Source organism: Leeuwenhoekiella sp. LLG6367-2.1 (genome assembly GCF_045055775.1).
Taxonomy (GTDB): Bacteria; Bacteroidota; Bacteroidia; order Flavobacteriales; family Flavobacteriaceae; genus Leeuwenhoekiella; species Leeuwenhoekiella aequorea.
In genome coordinates, this window is the sequence record NZ_CP159331.1 from 502,854 (window position 1) to 520,253 (window position 17,400).

At 37.0% G+C, this 17,400-nt stretch carries 11 protein-coding genes; all 11 read right to left on the reverse strand.

Annotated features, from left to right (window positions below; all coding sequences use genetic code 11):
- Window positions 1-101 precede the first annotated feature (101 nt).
- The 11 genes from ABVM53_RS02290 to ABVM53_RS02340 all read right to left on the reverse strand — a co-directional run bounded on the left by ABVM53_RS02290 (window position 102) and on the right by ABVM53_RS02340 (window position 17,395).
- Window positions 102-824 (reverse strand): DsbA family oxidoreductase, encoded by a 723-nt coding sequence (locus ABVM53_RS02290; protein WP_405328988.1) that lies wholly within the window; start codon window positions 822-824, stop codon window positions 102-104.
- Between the two features lie 229 nt (window positions 825-1,053).
- Window positions 1,054-2,103, reverse strand: a complete 1,050-nt coding sequence (locus ABVM53_RS02295) for a flavin monoamine oxidase family protein (protein ID WP_405328990.1) — start codon at window positions 2,101-2,103, stop codon at window positions 1,054-1,056.
- A 138-nt stretch (window positions 2,104-2,241) separates the two neighbouring features.
- Window positions 2,242-3,408, reverse strand: coding sequence for a mannonate dehydratase (gene uxuA / locus ABVM53_RS02300; protein ID WP_405328993.1), 1,167 nt, complete (start codon window positions 3,406-3,408; stop codon window positions 2,242-2,244).
- Window positions 3,409-3,482: 74 nt separating this feature from the next.
- Window positions 3,483-4,298: an SDR family oxidoreductase gene (locus ABVM53_RS02305; RefSeq protein ID WP_405328995.1), complete on the reverse strand. Its 816-nt coding sequence runs from the start codon at window positions 4,296-4,298 to the stop codon at window positions 3,483-3,485.
- A 22-nt stretch (window positions 4,299-4,320) separates the two neighbouring features.
- A complete protein-coding gene (locus ABVM53_RS02310) occupies window positions 4,321-5,103 on the reverse strand; it encodes a rhamnogalacturonan acetylesterase (RefSeq protein ID WP_405328998.1) in 783 nt (260 codons plus the stop codon).
- On the reverse strand, window positions 5,100-6,998 hold the full coding sequence (locus ABVM53_RS02315; protein WP_405329001.1) for a pectinesterase family protein: 1,899 nt from the start codon (window positions 6,996-6,998) through the stop codon (window positions 5,100-5,102). The genes ABVM53_RS02310 and ABVM53_RS02315 overlap by 4 nt, the downstream gene beginning before the upstream one ends.
- Before the next feature lie 7 nt (window positions 6,999-7,005).
- A complete protein-coding gene (locus ABVM53_RS02320) occupies window positions 7,006-8,637 on the reverse strand; it encodes a glycoside hydrolase 43 family protein (protein ID WP_405329003.1) in 1,632 nt (543 codons plus the stop codon).
- 88 nt (window positions 8,638-8,725) lie between these two features.
- Window positions 8,726-10,354 carry a RagB/SusD family nutrient uptake outer membrane protein gene (locus ABVM53_RS02325; RefSeq protein ID WP_405329006.1) on the reverse strand — a complete coding sequence of 543 codons (1,629 nt, stop codon included), beginning with the start codon at window positions 10,352-10,354 and terminating at the stop codon, window positions 8,726-8,728.
- 3 nt (window positions 10,355-10,357) lie between these two features.
- Window positions 10,358-13,465: a SusC/RagA family TonB-linked outer membrane protein gene (locus tag ABVM53_RS02330; RefSeq protein WP_405329009.1), complete on the reverse strand. Its 3,108-nt coding sequence runs from the start codon at window positions 13,463-13,465 to the stop codon at window positions 10,358-10,360.
- 49 nt (window positions 13,466-13,514) lie between these two features.
- The gene (locus ABVM53_RS02335) at window positions 13,515-14,912 is read right to left on the reverse strand and encodes a glycoside hydrolase family 28 protein (RefSeq protein WP_405329012.1); all 1,398 of its coding nucleotides are present in this window, start codon (window positions 14,910-14,912) and stop codon (window positions 13,515-13,517) included.
- Between the two features lie 233 nt (window positions 14,913-15,145).
- The gene (locus ABVM53_RS02340) at window positions 15,146-17,395 is read right to left on the reverse strand and encodes a pectinesterase family protein (protein WP_405329015.1); all 2,250 of its coding nucleotides are present in this window, start codon (window positions 17,393-17,395) and stop codon (window positions 15,146-15,148) included.
- Window positions 17,396-17,400: the final 5 nt, after the last annotated feature.

Here is a 17,400-nt window from a genome sequence, read left to right on the forward strand (position 1 = left end):
AAAACCAGCAAGGATTATCTGATAGTATATTTTCACTAGGTTTCTACATAAAAAAACTCCCATATTAAAAATACGGGAGTTTTATAATCTTTTAATAGCAATTAGCAACAATCGCCACTAGCATCACAACTTTGGCCTTGCATTACATCATAAGCTAACGTGTCCTGGCTTGCGTACCATTCGCTATATGCTTGATCTAAAACATTACTGAATTGCTCCTCTGGTTGAGCTCCTGATACAGCATATTTTCGGTCAAAGACGAAAAAAGGTACACCGTTAACTCCCAGTTTTTGAGCTTCTGCAATATCTTGTTCTATATAGGGCAGAAAATTCTCTTCACGTAATTCAGTTTGAATATCTTCTTCTGTTAACCCCATTTCAAGACCTAGCTTAACAAGAACATCAGTAGCATCAATATTAAAACCTTCAATAAAATAAGCTTTAAGCAAACGTTCTTTCATTTGATTCTGAAGTCCGTTATGTGCAGCTAAATGTATTAGCTGATGCCCTCTTTGTGTATTGGCAACAACCACCTTATTGTAATCAAAGTCAAGTCCTGTAGATTTTGCATATGCGGTAACATGCTCAATAGCATCTTGCGCCTGGCTGTCTGTCATCCCTTTGCGTTCTTTTAAATACTGAAGACTGTTAATTTCAGTATTCGTTTTTAGATCTGGAGCAAGAGAAAAACTTTTCCAGATTACTTCTATATTATCTCGGTGTGAAAACTGTTTTAAAGCCTTATCAAAATTACGTTTCCCAATGTAGCAAAACGGACACATGATATCACTCCATATTTCTACCTTCATCGTGTTTGGTGTCATTTTATAAGTTTATAATTACCGTTATATAGTCGAAAAAAATCGATGTAAATTACAAAATAGCACTTCAGATTCGACAAAATGAAGGTTTCATATATCATTGTTTCCATCGAAACTAAAAATATTAAGTCGAAACAGTTATAAAGAAAATTGAAATTTTAATTAACCCAATTTGTATCTGTAATGTTTCTTTTAGCCCGCCAAAGTAGAACTGATGAGGACGAATTTATTTCTAATTGTCTTTGCTCTCAATTAGCTTTTGAGCAGTAAGATTTGCCGCGTATACTGCTCCATCCATATAACCCGGAAACTGAGGACTGGTTTCAGAGCCGGTTAAATAAAGTCTGTCGTCAAACAGAATATCATTATAGATAGGATTCCCATTATTCTGATGTGGAAATAAAGGAGTCTGGGAAGGTTCATATGTAAATGCCTCGTGTGCCCAAATACATTCTTTGTAGGATATAAATTGGGTAATTGCCTCACCAAAAACAGCAATTAGCTGATTTAAAACCCGCGACTGACGTTCTGCCGGATCCAATACCATATAGGAACCATTCATAAAACCGCATAAAGCATATTTAGATCGCTTATGATCACAGTGGTCGTAGAACTCTGTAATAGGCCCAGTATTACTAAATAAAGTTCCTGAGATTTGTTGTTGTTCCCAAAATGGCTCCTCAAACGTAAGCGCAACTTTTATAGAGTCTTCCATCCACGTGTGTGTATGCCTTGCGGTTTGGCAGACTAAATCTGGTAAGCAGGGCATAAAATCAATACGGTTTACGATTAATTTGGGAGGTAACGCAAGAACTATTTTGCTGGCAGTAAAAGTTTCATTGGCAACCACTTCTACTTTATCAAGGTGAAATTTTATCTCTTTTACAGTTTGATTGAGAAGAATGTCTGCTTTGTTAAATTTGTAATATAATGCGTTAATCAAAGTTGAAGAACCACCTGAAATTCGATAGCTCGCCGGCTGATTTGGTATTTGTATAGATTGCGCAGGCGATGTCGAAAAAGGCTGAAAAAAAACCGTTCCTGACATATACTGCTCAAAATAATCTAAATCTAGTTCGTTAAGTAAATCTTTCAGATTTACGTGCTGCTCTCCAAACCATGTAGCGCCTAGCTCAACTGGGGTGTCTAACTGGTCATAGGAAGTATGTATTCTGCCACCCACACGCTCTCTAGCTTCAAGAATTTTAAAGGCAATTCCCTTTTGCTGTAAACGATATGCGGTTAATAAACCGCTCAAACCTGCTCCAATTATTAAAATCATATTCTAAAAATAAGTAAGGTAATAATTATTATTAGCCTGGGTAAAAAGTAAAATTAAACCAACGGCAAAGTTAATGCAGGCTTTAAAATAAATTTAAAATAAGGGGATTATTGCTTTGGGGGTGATTGATGATAGTTACTATCTACTTTGCATAAATTGGATTCCGGCAATAACACCACGTAATTCTGCAAGCCCTTTTAAACGGCCAATAGCAGTATAACCAGGATGTGCTAAAGGTTTTTTTAGATCATCAAGCATTTGATGCCCATGATCAGGACGCATCGGTAGTTGTTTGCTGCGTTGCATCTCTATCTCTTGTAATTCATAAATCACAGCCGGCATTGGTACGTCACCTTCTAGATGATTATCTTCATAAAAACTGCCGTTAGCTTCACATTTGGTACTGCGTAAATGAATAAAATGAATATGACTTCCATAGTCTTTAACCATTTGTACCAAATCGTTATCTGCTCGAGCACCAAATGAGCCAGTACAAAATGTTATTCCATTAAAAGCACTATTATTATCTTTCAGTAAACGGGCAACGTCTGAAGCCTTGCTCATAATACGTGGCAATCCAAAAAAAACATGTGGCGGATCATCAGGATGTATGGCCATCGCTACACCTGCTTGTTCTGCAGTAGGTAAAACTGCATTTAAAAAGAGCTTTAAATGCTCTTGTGCTTTAGTCTCATCAATAGCTGCATAGTTATCTAAAGCTTCTTGAAAAGCATTTAAAGTATACCCCTCTTCTGCTCCCGGAAGGCCGGCAACTATTGCGCTCTCTAATTTTCTTTTTTCTACATTAGAAGCTGTGTCCATAAATTGTTTTGCATCGACCATTATAGACTCCTTATAGTCTTTCTCGGCATCTTTACGCTTAAGTATAAAACAATCAAAAGCGGCTAAAAGCGCCCAATCAAAACGTAATGCTGTGGCTCCATTTTTCAAAGGAAATGTGAGTTGTGTACGTGTCCAATCTAAAACTGGCATGAAATTATAGCACACCACATTTACACCTATTTTTCCCAAATTCTGAAGTGATACTTTATAATTTTCAATGTGCTGCTCAAATACTCCTGTACGGGTTTTTATAGGTTCGGTAACAGGTAAACTTTCTACCACATGCCAGTCTAGACCCTCTGCGTTTATTTCGGCTTTACGTTTTTCAAGCGCTTCAAGAGTCCAGATTTCTCCATTTTTAATTTCATGCATTGCGTGTACTACACCAGTTGCGCCTGCTTGTCTAATATCTCGTAGGGATACAGAATCTTTAGGCCCATACCATCTCATTGTCTGAATCATTTCTTTAATTTTTTATAACGAAAACATTCTTTATTTGTATCTGTCAAATTCACAATAGAAACTAAAATATAGCATCAAACACCAGCAAAAACTTTAAAACCACCATCTACAGTAACAACCGTACCAGTTACAAAGCTTGCAGCATCACTACAAAGCCAATGTATAGCTCCATTTAAATCTTCGGGATCACCAAATTTACCCAGCGGTGTATGCGCTATGATTTTCTCCCCACGATTAGTAAGACTACCATCCTTATTAGTTAATAAATCTCGATTCTGTTCTGTTAAGAAAAAACCTGGAGCTAAAGCATTTACCCGAACTGGGTTTTCTTGCTTTTGTGCAAATTCTACTGCTAAAAACTGCGTAAGATTTTCAATGGCTGATTTTGCCGAAGCATAACCCATTACCCTAGTTAAAGGTAAGTGTGCTGCTACAGAAGAAATATTAATGACACTAGCCTTTACCGATTTTTCTAACAACGGGAGGAAAATTTGAGTAGGCAAAAAAGTTCCTATATAATTCAAATCGATCACCTTGCGCATCTGCTCTAAGTCTGCGTCTGCTAATGTTTGTTCAGGCATAATTAAAGCACCGGCCATATTGCCTCCTGCTGCATTAATTAAAACATCTATATAACCTAAATGCTCAGCAATCTCATCTTTAACATGATTTAGTGCTTCTTTATTAGTGACATCTGCCACAACACCAGTAACTTTTTGCCCCTCCTTTCTAATACTGTTTACTAAGGTATTAACTTTGTCTTTATTACGCCCTAAAATTACCACGTGAGCACCGCATCGGGCCAGTGAGCGAGTCATAGATTCGCCCAGAACGCCTGTTGCGCCACTAATAACAATAATTTTATTTTCTACAGAAATCAACGATTTCATATTTTTGGTTTTAGGTGATTATTTAGTCTTTTAAAGAAACAATTTCTTGAGTTAAAACGGAATCCTTTATATAGGTTTTTATAGCTAAATCCTGCCGTGCAACTTCCTGTAAAGCCAATATAGCCACCAGTGTTGCTCCTTTTTTTGAGAGATGGGTATCATCATGTTTTTCCATTTTATAATAAGGGCTTTCCCCGGTTTCCAAATGCAAATGCAATTCTTTAGAACCCTCCACCCCATATTTTTTTTCGAGACGCTCGGTTAAAAATTGCATATCTATAAAGGGTACATCAAGATCCTTTGCAGTCATACGTACCACTAGTGGATAATTTCCATGCGTATCAACTAAAACACCAGCAGAATTAAAATTGCGTCGCACGATAGACGATAGCAAAACGGGAGTTGCACCTCTAGTTCTCGCCTCGTTTACAAAACGCTGCAGATTGTAGCGGTATTGCGTATATGGAAATGTATAGCGAGTGCTGTCTAGAATTTTTTCATCATTATGACCAAATTGTATAAACAAAAAATCACCCGTCTTCAATGAATCTAACACTACCTGCCAACGACCTTCTGTAATGAAGCTTTTACTACTGCGCCCATTTACTGCGTGGTTGCTTATCACTAGTGAATCACTCACAAGATTGGGAAGCATTTGCCCCCATCCATGTTCAGGATTCACATCAGGATTGCTTTTATTTGCCATTGTAGAATCTCCTATGAGGTACAGGGTAATATTATCCTGAGCTGAAACTATCGAACACCAGATAAATAAAAGTCCATAAATTGACTGCTTTAAATTCATTTTAGATTGTTTAAGATTGAAGAATTTGCATTAGGATTCCAATTATCGTGACCTTTTAAAACGGAAGCTTTAGTGTATTGAGGCAACTCATTTTCGTAGATTTGATGAGACCACCACACTCGTTTTTCGGGTTTTGCCCCTTTACCGCTACTATTATATTCTGCATAAAAAACTGTACGTTCTTTATGTGGAAACATCGCATCGCCACCCCAAACTTCCCAGCCTTCTGGGAGTATATGGGCTCCCAATGTGCAGTTTATAAAAACAGTTTTTGCATAAGGTCTCCACGGTCTTCCTAAATATACTTTTGAAACTGCAAAATCTGCGGTAAGTGTGCAATTTGAAAACACTAAGCCGAATTGCTGACTTGCAGGTGTTGATGCTGCCGTTACATATGAATCTGCCAAACTTTTAATTTCACAGTTCTCAAAAAATGCTGTTGCCTGTCCAAATATAAAATCGGTAGTACCTTCGATATAACAATTTTCAAACAACATCCGGTTATCTTCACCGGCAGAATATACGGTATCTTGGCATCCTAATATTTTGCAGTTCTTAAATACAGAACGATCTCCTGCTGCATGCAAGGCAACGGCCTGCCCATTCTCACACCATGTATTTTGTATGGTTAAATTTTCAGCATAAAAATCACGCCCTTCGACTTTTAAAGTAGCCGAAGTAAATGTGTTTATTACTTTTTGATTAAGTGTATCAATTTTACCAGAATAATCGCTGTGTAAAAGAACAACTTCATCACGATTTTCTCCTATTAAGGCTATTTTGCGTTTCCAAGCCGGTATTGTGATTTTCTCATTATAAATTCCCTTTTTAATAAATATTCGCACATAATCAGGACCTAGGTCACGCGTGCTGTTTACAGCTTCTTGAATACTTTTAAAATCACCACTACCATCCTGAGCTACCGTAATCCTACGATAAATACGTGCAGTTTCCGCATTAAATACCCGATCTAAAAACGATAAACTGAACTGTAATGTTTTTTCAAACCAGGGATGCATCAACCAAAATGAATGTGGTGTTCCGGGGATTGTGTGCACTTCATTGTAAATCCCGTGATCCTGTAAAATAGAAGTCATGTCATCACGACCAGCATGAAAACGAGACATAGTACTGTTTATAAAAAGTGTGGGAGGTGTAGTGGAATTTACATATTCTAAAGGGGAGGCTTCTTTCCAATTTATAGGATTTTCTACAATTGAACCATCCAGCCATTTCCCTGCAAGTTCACTTTCCTCAGCTTCCGGATGAATAAAAGAAACAATACCATCAATATTTATAATCGCTTGAACCGCATCTGATGTCTTATAATTAGTAAGACTATACATTTTTGAATTACCGGTTACGCCTACTAAAGTGGCGAGTTGTGCGCCGGCAGAATTACCTAAAACTGCAATTTTATTAGGATTAATGTGATAGGCTTCAGCATTATCGCGCATAAATCGTAGTGCCGCTTTTAAATCCAAAATAGCACCAGGATAAGGCTTATCTGAACTCAAGCGATATTCTGCAGTAACCGCCACAAACCCATTGTTAGCTAAATGCTGTGCCATTGGTCTCACGTTTTCTTTACTTCCGCTAATCCACCCGCCTCCAAAAACCAGCAAAACCGCCGGACTTGAAGTTGTTGGGTTCTTAGGATAATATATGTCTGCTTTCAACTCCTTATCACCTATCCTCGTGTAAATTATATCTTCTTCAGATTTAAATTCGCCTTCTTTTAACTCCTTAATAGGCGAAATAAAGGGGTAATCCTTTTTTAATTTCTCATAGGTGGTTCTTATCGTGTACGGCTTCACCTCAATCGCTTTTTTCTGCGCAAAACAACTGCCAGCAACTATTAGAAAAAAAATTAACAGACTTGAACTTCTTGACATCGCTTTTTTATTTTTTAATTCTAAAAAAATCAAAGTCGGCGTAACCACCTCTTTTGGCATCTAGACTGCTTACACTAAAGACACCTACTTTTGCACCTACCCATTTTCCAGGTTTAGCTGTAAATGCTTTTCCTATCTTTTTAAACGAATTTCCATCTTCGCTATAGCTAAACCAGCAAGTCGCATCTGGGGCACTAACTTCAACTTTAAAATAAACAGTATTTGATTTAACTCGTTTGAGCTCATTTGTAACCTCATTTACCCCATCCATAGCATCTAGCGCCTGTGTTTGTTCAATAAAAAAACCATTTTTATCATGTGTTAAAGTGAGTGTCGCATACTGCATCCCAAAAATCATTAAGCCTACCCGTTTTCCTGTAGTAGCCTCTTCAGGTTCTAATTTAACAACCGTAGTCGCTGTAAATTGAGGTGCCGGAAATTTCTGAAGTAGAAGATTTGGCATCAACCACAAATTCTTTTGTTGAACTTCTGGCTTTATAGAAAATAGACGTAGGTATTCTTTACCACGAATTTGTGCACTCCACAAGACATTAGGATTTGCTTGCCACTGCCATTGTATTCCTAAGGTATCGGTATTAAATTCGTCTGTTTCGGGGGGAGTGACAATAGGATTGTTTATGTCTATTTTAGGTTTTGTATAGGTTAATACTGGCTCTCCTATTCCATTTTTATCAAAGTCCTCACCCATAACCGGCCAATCATTTTCCCAAGACATGGGTTGTAGATGAACTACGCGACCATAAGCGTCTTTATCTTGAAAATGAAAAAACCAATCTTCACCCTGCGGTGTTGACACCCAGGCCCCCTGATGCGGACCGTTAATTGCTGTACTTCCCTGTTCTAAAACCACCTTTTCTTCATAAGGGCCATACACATCTTTAGACCGAAGAATTAATTGCCACCCCGTACTAACCCCACCTGCAGGTGCAAAAATATAGTAGTAGCCATTACGCTTGTAGAACTTAGAACCTTCTACAGTAGGATGATTTTCGTGACCATCAAAAACATGTTTACCAGCATCGAGAACCTGTGTTGCTTCTTTATTCATTCTATGCACCGTAAGTAAGCTTTTTACACCAGCACGACTCCCTGCCCAACCATGAACTAAATAAGAGTTCCCGTCATCATCCCAAAGAGGACAAGGATCTATTGCTCCTTGGGCCTTTAAAACCAAAACAGGTTTTTCCCATTGACCTCGTGGGTCTTTAGTTTTTACACGGAAAATTCCTTGATCTGGATCTCCCCAAAAAATATAAAACTCACCATTGTGGTATTGAATACTTGGAGCCCAAACTCCATTACCATGCTGCGGAATTTTGAACATCTCATCTGGAAACTGCCTGGGCAGTGCATAATTTATTAATTGCCAATTTATTAAATCACGAGAATGCAATACCGGTAATCCTGGAGCAGCATTAAAACTTGAAGATGTCATGTAATAATCCCCGTTTACACCTACCACATCTGGGTCTGAATAATCTGCATGAAGAATAGGATTTTTATAAGTACCGTCTTTCTGATCTGCTACCCAAACTTCCGAAGTGCTTTCCTGAGCTCTACACGTAAGACTTAAGATCAGTATATAGGCCACGAATGGTATCTGTTTTAAAAATTTCATCAGCTTAAGTTTATACTTTTTTAAAACAGAAAAAAGCTTAACCGAAGTCGGTAAGCCTTTTTCTTAACTTTTTATCCTTAATTAAGTTTTATTGATAAGCAGGATTTTGCTTAAAATCTCTATTTTGGTTTAAGTCGATGGCCGTTTGTGGCAATGGTCTTAAAATCTTTAATTCGCCATTTGCACCTTGAAAATTAGCTTCCTCAATTAAAAAATGATAAGCAGAAGCACGCTCGACGAGTTTACCAGTACGCTTTAAATCAAACCAGCGGTGGTACTCGCCTAGTAACTCGCGACCACGTTCATCAAGAATATAATCTATATCAAAATCCCCTGCTTGCGCGGCAGCCACTCCCGCACGCCTACGTACTTCATTAAGACGAATTAATCCCGTTCCAGGATCGCCCGCTTTCAAGTAAGCTTCTGCAGCAATTAAATAGGTTTCTCCCAAGCGAGATAGAATAATATCTCTTCTGCTGGTGCTTTCGCCAAATGGAGCGGAAGGATCGTCAAATTTTCTAACTGGAATTGTCTGATAATCTGTTGATGGATTTACAGAAGGAACATAGCTACCGTAATCATGGTAAACAGCTTCGGGATGCGCAGCCATATAAGCCGCCTTATCTGCTGCTGTAGCTTCCCAAGCCGGAGCATAATAGTGAGCCACCGGTAAAGTACTGGTATCTTCTACATCATAAAAATCAAAATAACGATTGTAGACCTCAACCATAAACGTTGCATTATAACGTGCATCGTCTTCAGTAAATAAATCAATAGCAAATTGAGTAGGACAAAGTAAATAATTTCTACTAGGTGCATTACCTGCTACTTCGCTCCCACCCTGATACGGACCAAAATATGAAGTTTGTTGATGTCCTAAAGCTTGAGGATCTGTACTTACCGATTTTGGATCATATTGTACAGAAAATAATGTTTCTGAATTAATTGCATAGGTGGGATTACCAGGAGCCCATAATTCGTCAAAAGGTATTGTCAAACTCTCACCTGCAATTGCTGCATCGGCATAAGTTGCTGCTGTATCAAAATCTGCTTGCGTACCAAAATCTTCGTAACCTCTTGTTAAATAAACTTTAGCTAATAAATGATTTACAGCACGTTGTTTTACCTTTCCTTGAAAAGCACCGGTACTAACTTGACTTAAGGCACCTTCTAATTCAGCTATAATAAAATTATAAATATTCTCTGCGGAATCACGATCAAAAGAAAGAACCGGCTCTTTAAAATAATCCGTGACAAGTGGAACCCCTCCATAAGTTTGAACCAATAGAAAATATGCATTTGCTCTTAGATAACGTATTTCCCCTATTTGCTGTGTTAGTACACTAGTATTAGCAGTTAAGTCGGCATAAAAAATAGCTGTATTAGCTATCTGTATAGCTTTGTAGGCGTTATCATATAATGCAGCAACACCTTCAGATGATGGGTTAAGATCTGTATATTGACTTAATCCTGTAGGTTCTGCATCACGCCCCTCGGCATATAAATCGGTTCCTAAAGCATATAACCACGGTTCATTACCATAAAGTTCTCGAAGTTGTGCGTAGTTAGCATTAATTAATGATTGATATCCTTCTGCAGTTAAATAAAATTCTTCTGCAACTGCATACGACTCATTTTCTTCATCTAAAAAGTCTTGACAACTGGTCACTGCAAATAGAAGCAGCAGACATCCTATAATATATCTTGTATTTTTCATTTTTTAAAATTTTAAATTAAACCCTAGCTGATAAGTTACATAACCAGGTCTTCCTGTTTGAAGTGATGCTCCTGCCCACTCAGGATCATAGCCGTCGTACTCTGTAAATACAAATGGATTAAGTACATTAGCATACACACGTAGTTGTGATAGGTTTAAAGATTCTAGTGCCTTACTGTTTAAGTTATATCCTAAGGCTATATTCTTCACTTTAACAAAAGAAGCATCTCTGTAATACCCCACTCCATTATTTCTCCAAAAGCTTCCTTCATTACGAGGTTGTGGATATGTATTAGAAGCTCTGGCGGGAATACCGGCATCATTTGCTGGTATATACCAGTCTATATCTAATTTTTGACGACCTCGGTCACGGGTATCAGCAAAATTAGCGTGATAGTTACTATAAACTAAAACTCCTTGAGTAACAATTACGGAAGTAGAAAGGTCAAAATTCTTAACACGCAATGAACTGAAGAAACTTCCTGTCCAATCTGGATTTGTAGAACCCAAAATAACTCGATCACCGTCTGGTGTATATTTACCATCACCATTAACATCAAGAAGCTTTTCTTGACCTTCATTCATGCCATAACCGGCTGCTTCATCTCTCTCGTCTGCTTGCCATATACCCGTAAATTTATAGTTATAAAGAGCATCTAGAGACTCCCCAATAAATAGGTTATTACCTACATCGTCAACTTGATCTTGACCGTAAATTGATCTTAACTCATTTGTATTTTTTGTAAATGTGAATGAAGTTGTCCAAGTGATATCCTCTGTTTGAATATTGCGAGTAGTCAAAGCGATCTCAATCCCCCGATTATTAACAGAAGCAACGTTTGCTGCAATATTTTCAAATCCTGTTTCACTCGGTAAGTCTTGAGTAAATAATAAGTCATCTGATAGACGGTCATATACATCAAAACTTCCAGTAATACGATCTCTATATAATCCGAAATCAACTCCAATGTTAAATTCGCGAGTACGTTCCCACTTCAATTGTGCATTAGCAATTTGATTAGAAATAAATCCGTTTGAAGCTTGACCTGCGTAATCGTAATAGGTTTGTGTATCTAGTGTGTTTAATGATGAGTAAGGATTTATTTTGTTATTCCCCGTGTACCCAAAACTAGCACGTAATTTTAAGTTACTCACTACAGCAGATTCTGTTAAAAAATCTTCGTTCGAAATATTCCAACCCAATGCTGCAGAAGGAAATGAATCCCAGCGATTATCTTCTGGAAATACCGATGAACCATCCCATCTGTTAGATAGGGTTACTAAATATTTATCATCGTATGAATAATTAAAACGTAATGCATAAGATCTTAAAGTAGTTTTGAAATAATTAGAACCCAAATCATAAGTTCCTTGCTCTCCACTACCTATATTAAAAAAGCTGGTGTCAAAAGGCATATTTCGAGAAGAAGCAAATGAACTCTCATTACGATCTGAAAACATACTGTATAAACCTAAAAGATTTACATTATGAATTTCATTAAATGTCTTGGTTATATTGAACTGATTATCCCAAGTATAATTGAAATTCTGTATCTGATCTAAACGAGCTGAAGATAGGTTATTATTTTTACTCCCAGTATCTGTGAGTGGTCCCCACGATCTACCTCGGCGATTATCTGAATATCCTGCAGCAAATGACGTCTTAAATGACAACCATTCTAAAGGCTTATATTCAAAATACGTATTTCCAATTATATTCCAACTACGAGTGTTATCGATTGCATTTTCAATTTCTAAAAGAGGATTATAGGTGCTGGTCTTATCTATAATAAGATTTCCGTCTGGTCCAGTTAATTTTCCGGGTAATGGAAACAAAGTATTCCCATCAAAATCATATGGATCTAGAAATGGATTTAGACGAAAAGCCTCCTGCATAGCTATATCACTTCCTTGATCCTGATCTGTTAATGTAACTGTAACATTAGTACCTAATGTAAACTTCTCATTAATTTTGTGATCAACTCCTAGTTTTAAAGTGTACTTATTTAATTCCTCATTATCGATATTTCCAGTTTCCGTTTGATAACCTAAACCTAAATTATATCCCAAGCCATTTTCTGCTCTTCCCGAAGCGTTAACATATGTGTTCTGCTGTATGCCAGTTCTTAAAACTGCATCATACCAATCAAAAGACTGGTTTGCGGCAACCCGTCTAAATAATTCTGAGTTTCCACTTCCTGCAACAGCATCAAATAAAGTTGCTTCTGTTACCGCACCAGTATTTGGGTCTTTACTTGCTGTAGCTAAATAGGCACCTTGATGGTATTCCCACCATTTTTGAGGATCCATAAAATTGGGAAGGCGTGCAACATCTTTCACTCCTACAAAGGATTCAACACTTACAGAAAGACCACCTTTTGCGCTTGCTCCGCTACGTGTCGTCACAATTACAACCCCGTTAGATCCACGGGATCCGTAAATTGCTGTAGATGATGCATCTTTTAAGATATCCATACGCTCAATATCTTGAGGGTTTAGAAAATCTATATTATCTGTAGGAACACCGTCAACGACAAATAATGGGTTACCACCTCCGCCAATTGAATTTTGACCCCTTATAGTAATATTGTAACCGTCCCCAATACGACCAGTTGAATTACTTACCTCAACACCTGCAACCAGTCCTTGTAAAGATTCAACAGGATTTGTAAGATTACGTTCGGTTAAACTCTCTGAGTCGACCGTACCTACTGCACCGGTAAGGTCTGATTTTTTAACGGTACCATAGCCCACAACAACAACTTCACTAAGAGATTGCACATCGGTCTCTAACGATATCGTAAAATTACTTTGCGAGCTAACTGGTATTCGTTTTGTTATAAAACCAACGTAACTTACAACAAGAGTAGCATCGCCACTTGGAATTTCTAACTGAAAATTTCCATCAAAATCAGTAACAGTTGCCGCATTTGTACCTTCTACTAGTACATTAACGCCAGGCAATGGCATGCTATCGTCAGCAGCAGAAATTGTTCCGGTAATGGTGCGAATATTTTGACCAAAGCCTATGAAAGAGCAGAGACTGAAAACAAGTACAAAAATGCTTCTCTTTTTTCCTCGAATGAGGAGATGAGTAATTAAATAATTCATTTATAATAAGTTTAATTGTGTATGTAAATTTTTGAATGAGTAGTTTGGATTATTGCATAATGATATAATTGATTTTTGTGTTGAAGTATGTAATAGGTTCACAATTTTCTATTGATGTAGGTTGTTCTGCTCCATTAATAACCACATTTTTCAACGTGATTCCCGAAACTAACTTTTCTGGTCTTCCCTTGATTAATATCCCGTATTCACCTCCGTTTTCTACAGTAATATTTTCAAGATTTATATTTTTTATAGTAGGTATAAACTCTCCTTCTTGAACTCCATAGATTCCATAATATAAATTGATTTTGAGTACAGCTTCTTTAACCTGCCCAACTTCAATATCTTTTACATATAAATTTTCGACAAAACCTCCGCGTAGTGTATTTGTCTTAATACGAATTGCTCTATCTAAATTAGGACTGTTCATTATACAGTTGCGTACAAAAACATTACGCACACCTGCCGATATTTCACTTCCCATTACCACACCCCCGTGACCATCTTTCATTTCACAATTTTCTACTACAATATTCTCACTGGGTATATTGACACGACGTCCGTCTGCATTGCGACCAGATTTTATAGCAATACAATCGTCACCAGTATTAAATTTGCAGTTGGTTATATGCACATAACTTGAATATTCTGGATCACAACCATCATTATTAGGACCGTGACTGTTCACCGTTACGCCGTCTACAGTGATATATTTTGATTTTAAAGGATGAATTACCCAAAAAGGAGCATTTGTAAAGGTTACTCCTTGAATTAAAACATTCTCACATTCTAAAGTCTGAAAAAATAATGGACGTAGCTCATGACCTACTCCAAACACCCTATCTTCTACAGGAACGCCATCTTCCACCATTTTAAATAGCTTAGGTAAATTATGATTATCTTTCTGTTGTGGGGTACCTTCTTGATGACCATAACGTGCTGCACCAGACCAAGGCCACCAGTTTTGATTGTTAGCTTGACCATTAAGGGTACCTTTACCGGTTACAGCAATATTTTTCTGCCCCTTTGCATAGATTAATGGGGAGTAATTCATAATCTCCATGCCTTCATAAGAAGTATGTACAGCAGGCAAATAAGCTTTATAATCTGTTGTAAACAAGATTTCTGAACCTTCTTCTAGATGCAGGTCAACATTACTTTTTAAATGAATCGGACCTGTTAAATAATTTCCTGCTGGTACAATTACATGTCCACCGCCTGCAGCATTACATTTATCTATAGCGTCTCTAAAAGCTTGCGTATTTAAAGTCTCACCATCTCCCATGGCTCCAAAATCTGTCACAATGAATTCGGTGTCAGGGAAATTTATCTTCCCTATTTTTTCAATAATACGTTCTGCTTCATCCCAGGGATTTTCCTGTATGACTACGTCTTGATTCGCTTCTGTTTGAGATTGATATTTACATGATACTAGTGTGAAACCCATTAGTACCAATACTAAAAACATCGATTTACGAAATCGATATTTATAATAAAAAACATTAAAAATTATTTGGATCATAGCTGGTTAAATGTTGAATAGAAGAAAGCGTGCAATCGATTACACTAAATTAACTAAATATTATTAGTACCCAAATTAAAACCCTAAAAATTTATTGAAATACTAATTTATCTCTCAAATTTTAATCATTTAAGAAATGGGAGTACACTACATGTGTATTAGCCTTTGATTAAAGGATTCCAGTTATCTGCTCCTTTTAAGATATGGTCTATTGTATAATACTCGTCAATTTCATTTTTTGAAAGATCCTTTACCCAATTAACACGTTGTGCGCTATTTTTCATAGAGCTCATAGTATTATATTCTGCATAAAATGTGGTTTTTTCAGCTTGTGGTTTGTTCCAATTATGCCACCCTTCGTCTTTTATACTTGCATCTGTAATAGTATTTATAAATACCGTTTTTGCATAGTCTCTCCAAGGTCTTCCTAAATAATGAGTTGCCACCCCATCTCCTTTAATAGTACAATCTATAAACACATAACCATAAGCATGGTCTTTTGGAGTACTCGCGGCTGTTATGTACCCTTTATCTTTAACTATGAGTGTACATTTATTAAATACTGCCGTTGACCAACCAAAAATAAAATCGACCGTTCCTGTAATAATACAATTCTCATAATACTGCCTACTTAAAGCTGCATGAGTGTAAAGGGTATCTTGATTTCCAATAAAACTACAATTCTTAAAAACTATTTTATCCCCATCTATACGCACTGCCACAGCCTGACCTATAGGTCCTGCAGTATTTTGAAAGCTAATATTTTCCGCTCTAAAGCCATCACCAAAAATAAAAAAAGAGGAAGAACCTGTCGTTCCCATTTCTTCTCCAAATCGGTTAATTCTTTGCGCATAATCATCATAAGTAAGAATCGTGGTTTCCATATCTTCACCTATAAGTGTGACATTAATTTTAGAAGCCGCAAGCACTAATTTTTCTTTATAAACACCAGATTTTATTTGTATACGTGTTTCATTCTTTCTAAAATCAGGAACCGCATCAATCGCATCCTGCACATTTGTAAAATCTCCATTTCCGGCTGCGTCTACAACAAAGTGATAATCCTTGTTGAAAATGCTAGAGGTTTGTAAATGTGAAGGAATCAAACTGTTTAAATAAACTTCAACATTCGTATAAACTTCATCTAAGTCGTTTTGATCAGCATCATTTATTACCGAGTTTAAACCTCTTTGTTCTTCCCAAGAATCGGGCATACCATCTGCATCTGTATCTTTAAGAGTAGGTTTAGACTTGAGAATAGGCCAGCCCCCTATATTATTTTGTGAATCTATAATCCCTTCTTTATAATGAGGCTTACCAGTGGCAACACTTTGTACCACTTTATGATCTACCGAATCTCTTTTGAGGCTTGCACCAGCATCGTGCAGTACTTTAACAAATGCCAATTTCGCGTCTTGCGTAATTACATTATTATCTATTGCAATTGCTTCTATTAGACGTGTTTCTTCAGGATTCTCACATTGAATACCACCAGCCCAATTATCTTTTGTAATTTCCGGGAATCCTTCCACTATATTTCCATTTACGTAAAACTTTCCGTAAGGCTCTGAAGGATTTACAATTCTGTTACGTGTGGTTTTCTTTGTGGAAACACCCGATTTAAAGTAATTATTAATCATATTATAGGTGCCTTTCTCTCCTCCATAAGCACTATTATCTTCCCAATTATAAATCACATTATTTCTAAAATCAACAAATTCATTAGCCGTATTAGCAGTAGTTTTTGAGCCACTAAAACGTGGGTTTCTACTGTGATTACTGGCTAATAAATTATGATGAAAAGAAGCATTTACGCCTCCCCAGATTCCCCCATATCCATGATCCCCTTTACTATGAACAGAGCTGTTTAACGATTCTGATATAATACACCACTGCATTGTAAAGTTTTCATTTCTATAAAATGATGTATTCTCGTCTGTGGCCCAACTTATTGAGCAATGATCTATAATTACATCTTTTGTATCTCTACCGCCCAATGCATCTCCCTCAACTTTATTGACATCCCCAAGTCTAAAACGCATATATCGAATAATAACATTATTTGCCTTTACAGTAACTGGATATCCTTTTATACAAATACCATCACCTGGTGCAGATTGTCCTGCTATGGTAATATCTGGATTGTTAATATCTAATGTAGATTCTAAAGCAATAGTGCCAGAAACAGCAAATACAATAATCCTGGGACCATGTTTTACCACACCTTTACGCAAACTACCTTCCCCATCGTCATTTAGATTTGTTACAATATAAACTTCTCCTCCCCGTCCACCTGTAGCAAACCTGCCAAAACCTTCTGCAGTAGGAAAGGCCAGTTGCTGCGCATGAGCCATAGGGCCCAACACCATATATAGAATAAATAAAAATCTAATTTGTTTATTTTTCATAGAAA

What these genes read in the sequence shown, in the direction of transcription:
- ABVM53_RS02290 (WP_405328988.1), bottom strand. Translation starts at nt 824, where the DNA reads ATGACACCAAACACGATGAAGGTAGAAATATGGAGTGATATCATGTGT.
- ABVM53_RS02320 (WP_405329003.1), bottom strand. Translation starts at nt 8,637, where the DNA reads ATGAAATTTTTAAAACAGATACCATTCGTGGCCTATATACTGATCTTA.
- ABVM53_RS02295 (WP_405328990.1), bottom strand. Translation starts at nt 2,103, where the DNA reads ATGATTTTAATAATTGGAGCAGGTTTGAGCGGTTTATTAACCGCATAT.
- ABVM53_RS02325 (WP_405329006.1), bottom strand. Translation starts at nt 10,354, where the DNA reads ATGAAAAATACAAGATATATTATAGGATGTCTGCTGCTTCTATTTGCA.
- uxuA (WP_405328993.1), bottom strand. Translation starts at nt 3,408, where the DNA reads ATGATTCAGACAATGAGATGGTATGGGCCTAAAGATTCTGTATCCCTA.
- ABVM53_RS02305 (WP_405328995.1), bottom strand. Translation starts at nt 4,298, where the DNA reads ATGAAATCGTTGATTTCTGTAGAAAATAAAATTATTGTTATTAGTGGC.
- ABVM53_RS02335 (WP_405329012.1), bottom strand. Translation starts at nt 14,912, where the DNA reads ATGGGTTTCACACTAGTATCATGTAAATATCAATCTCAAACAGAAGCG.
- ABVM53_RS02310 (WP_405328998.1), bottom strand. Translation starts at nt 5,103, where the DNA reads ATGAATTTAAAGCAGTCAATTTATGGACTTTTATTTATCTGGTGTTCG.
- ABVM53_RS02330 (WP_405329009.1), bottom strand. Translation starts at nt 13,465, where the DNA reads ATGAATTATTTAATTACTCATCTCCTCATTCGAGGAAAAAAGAGAAGC.
- ABVM53_RS02315 (WP_405329001.1), bottom strand. Translation starts at nt 6,998, where the DNA reads ATGTCAAGAAGTTCAAGTCTGTTAATTTTTTTTCTAATAGTTGCTGGC.
- ABVM53_RS02340 (WP_405329015.1), bottom strand. Translation starts at nt 17,395, where the DNA reads ATGAAAAATAAACAAATTAGATTTTTATTTATTCTATATATGGTGTTG.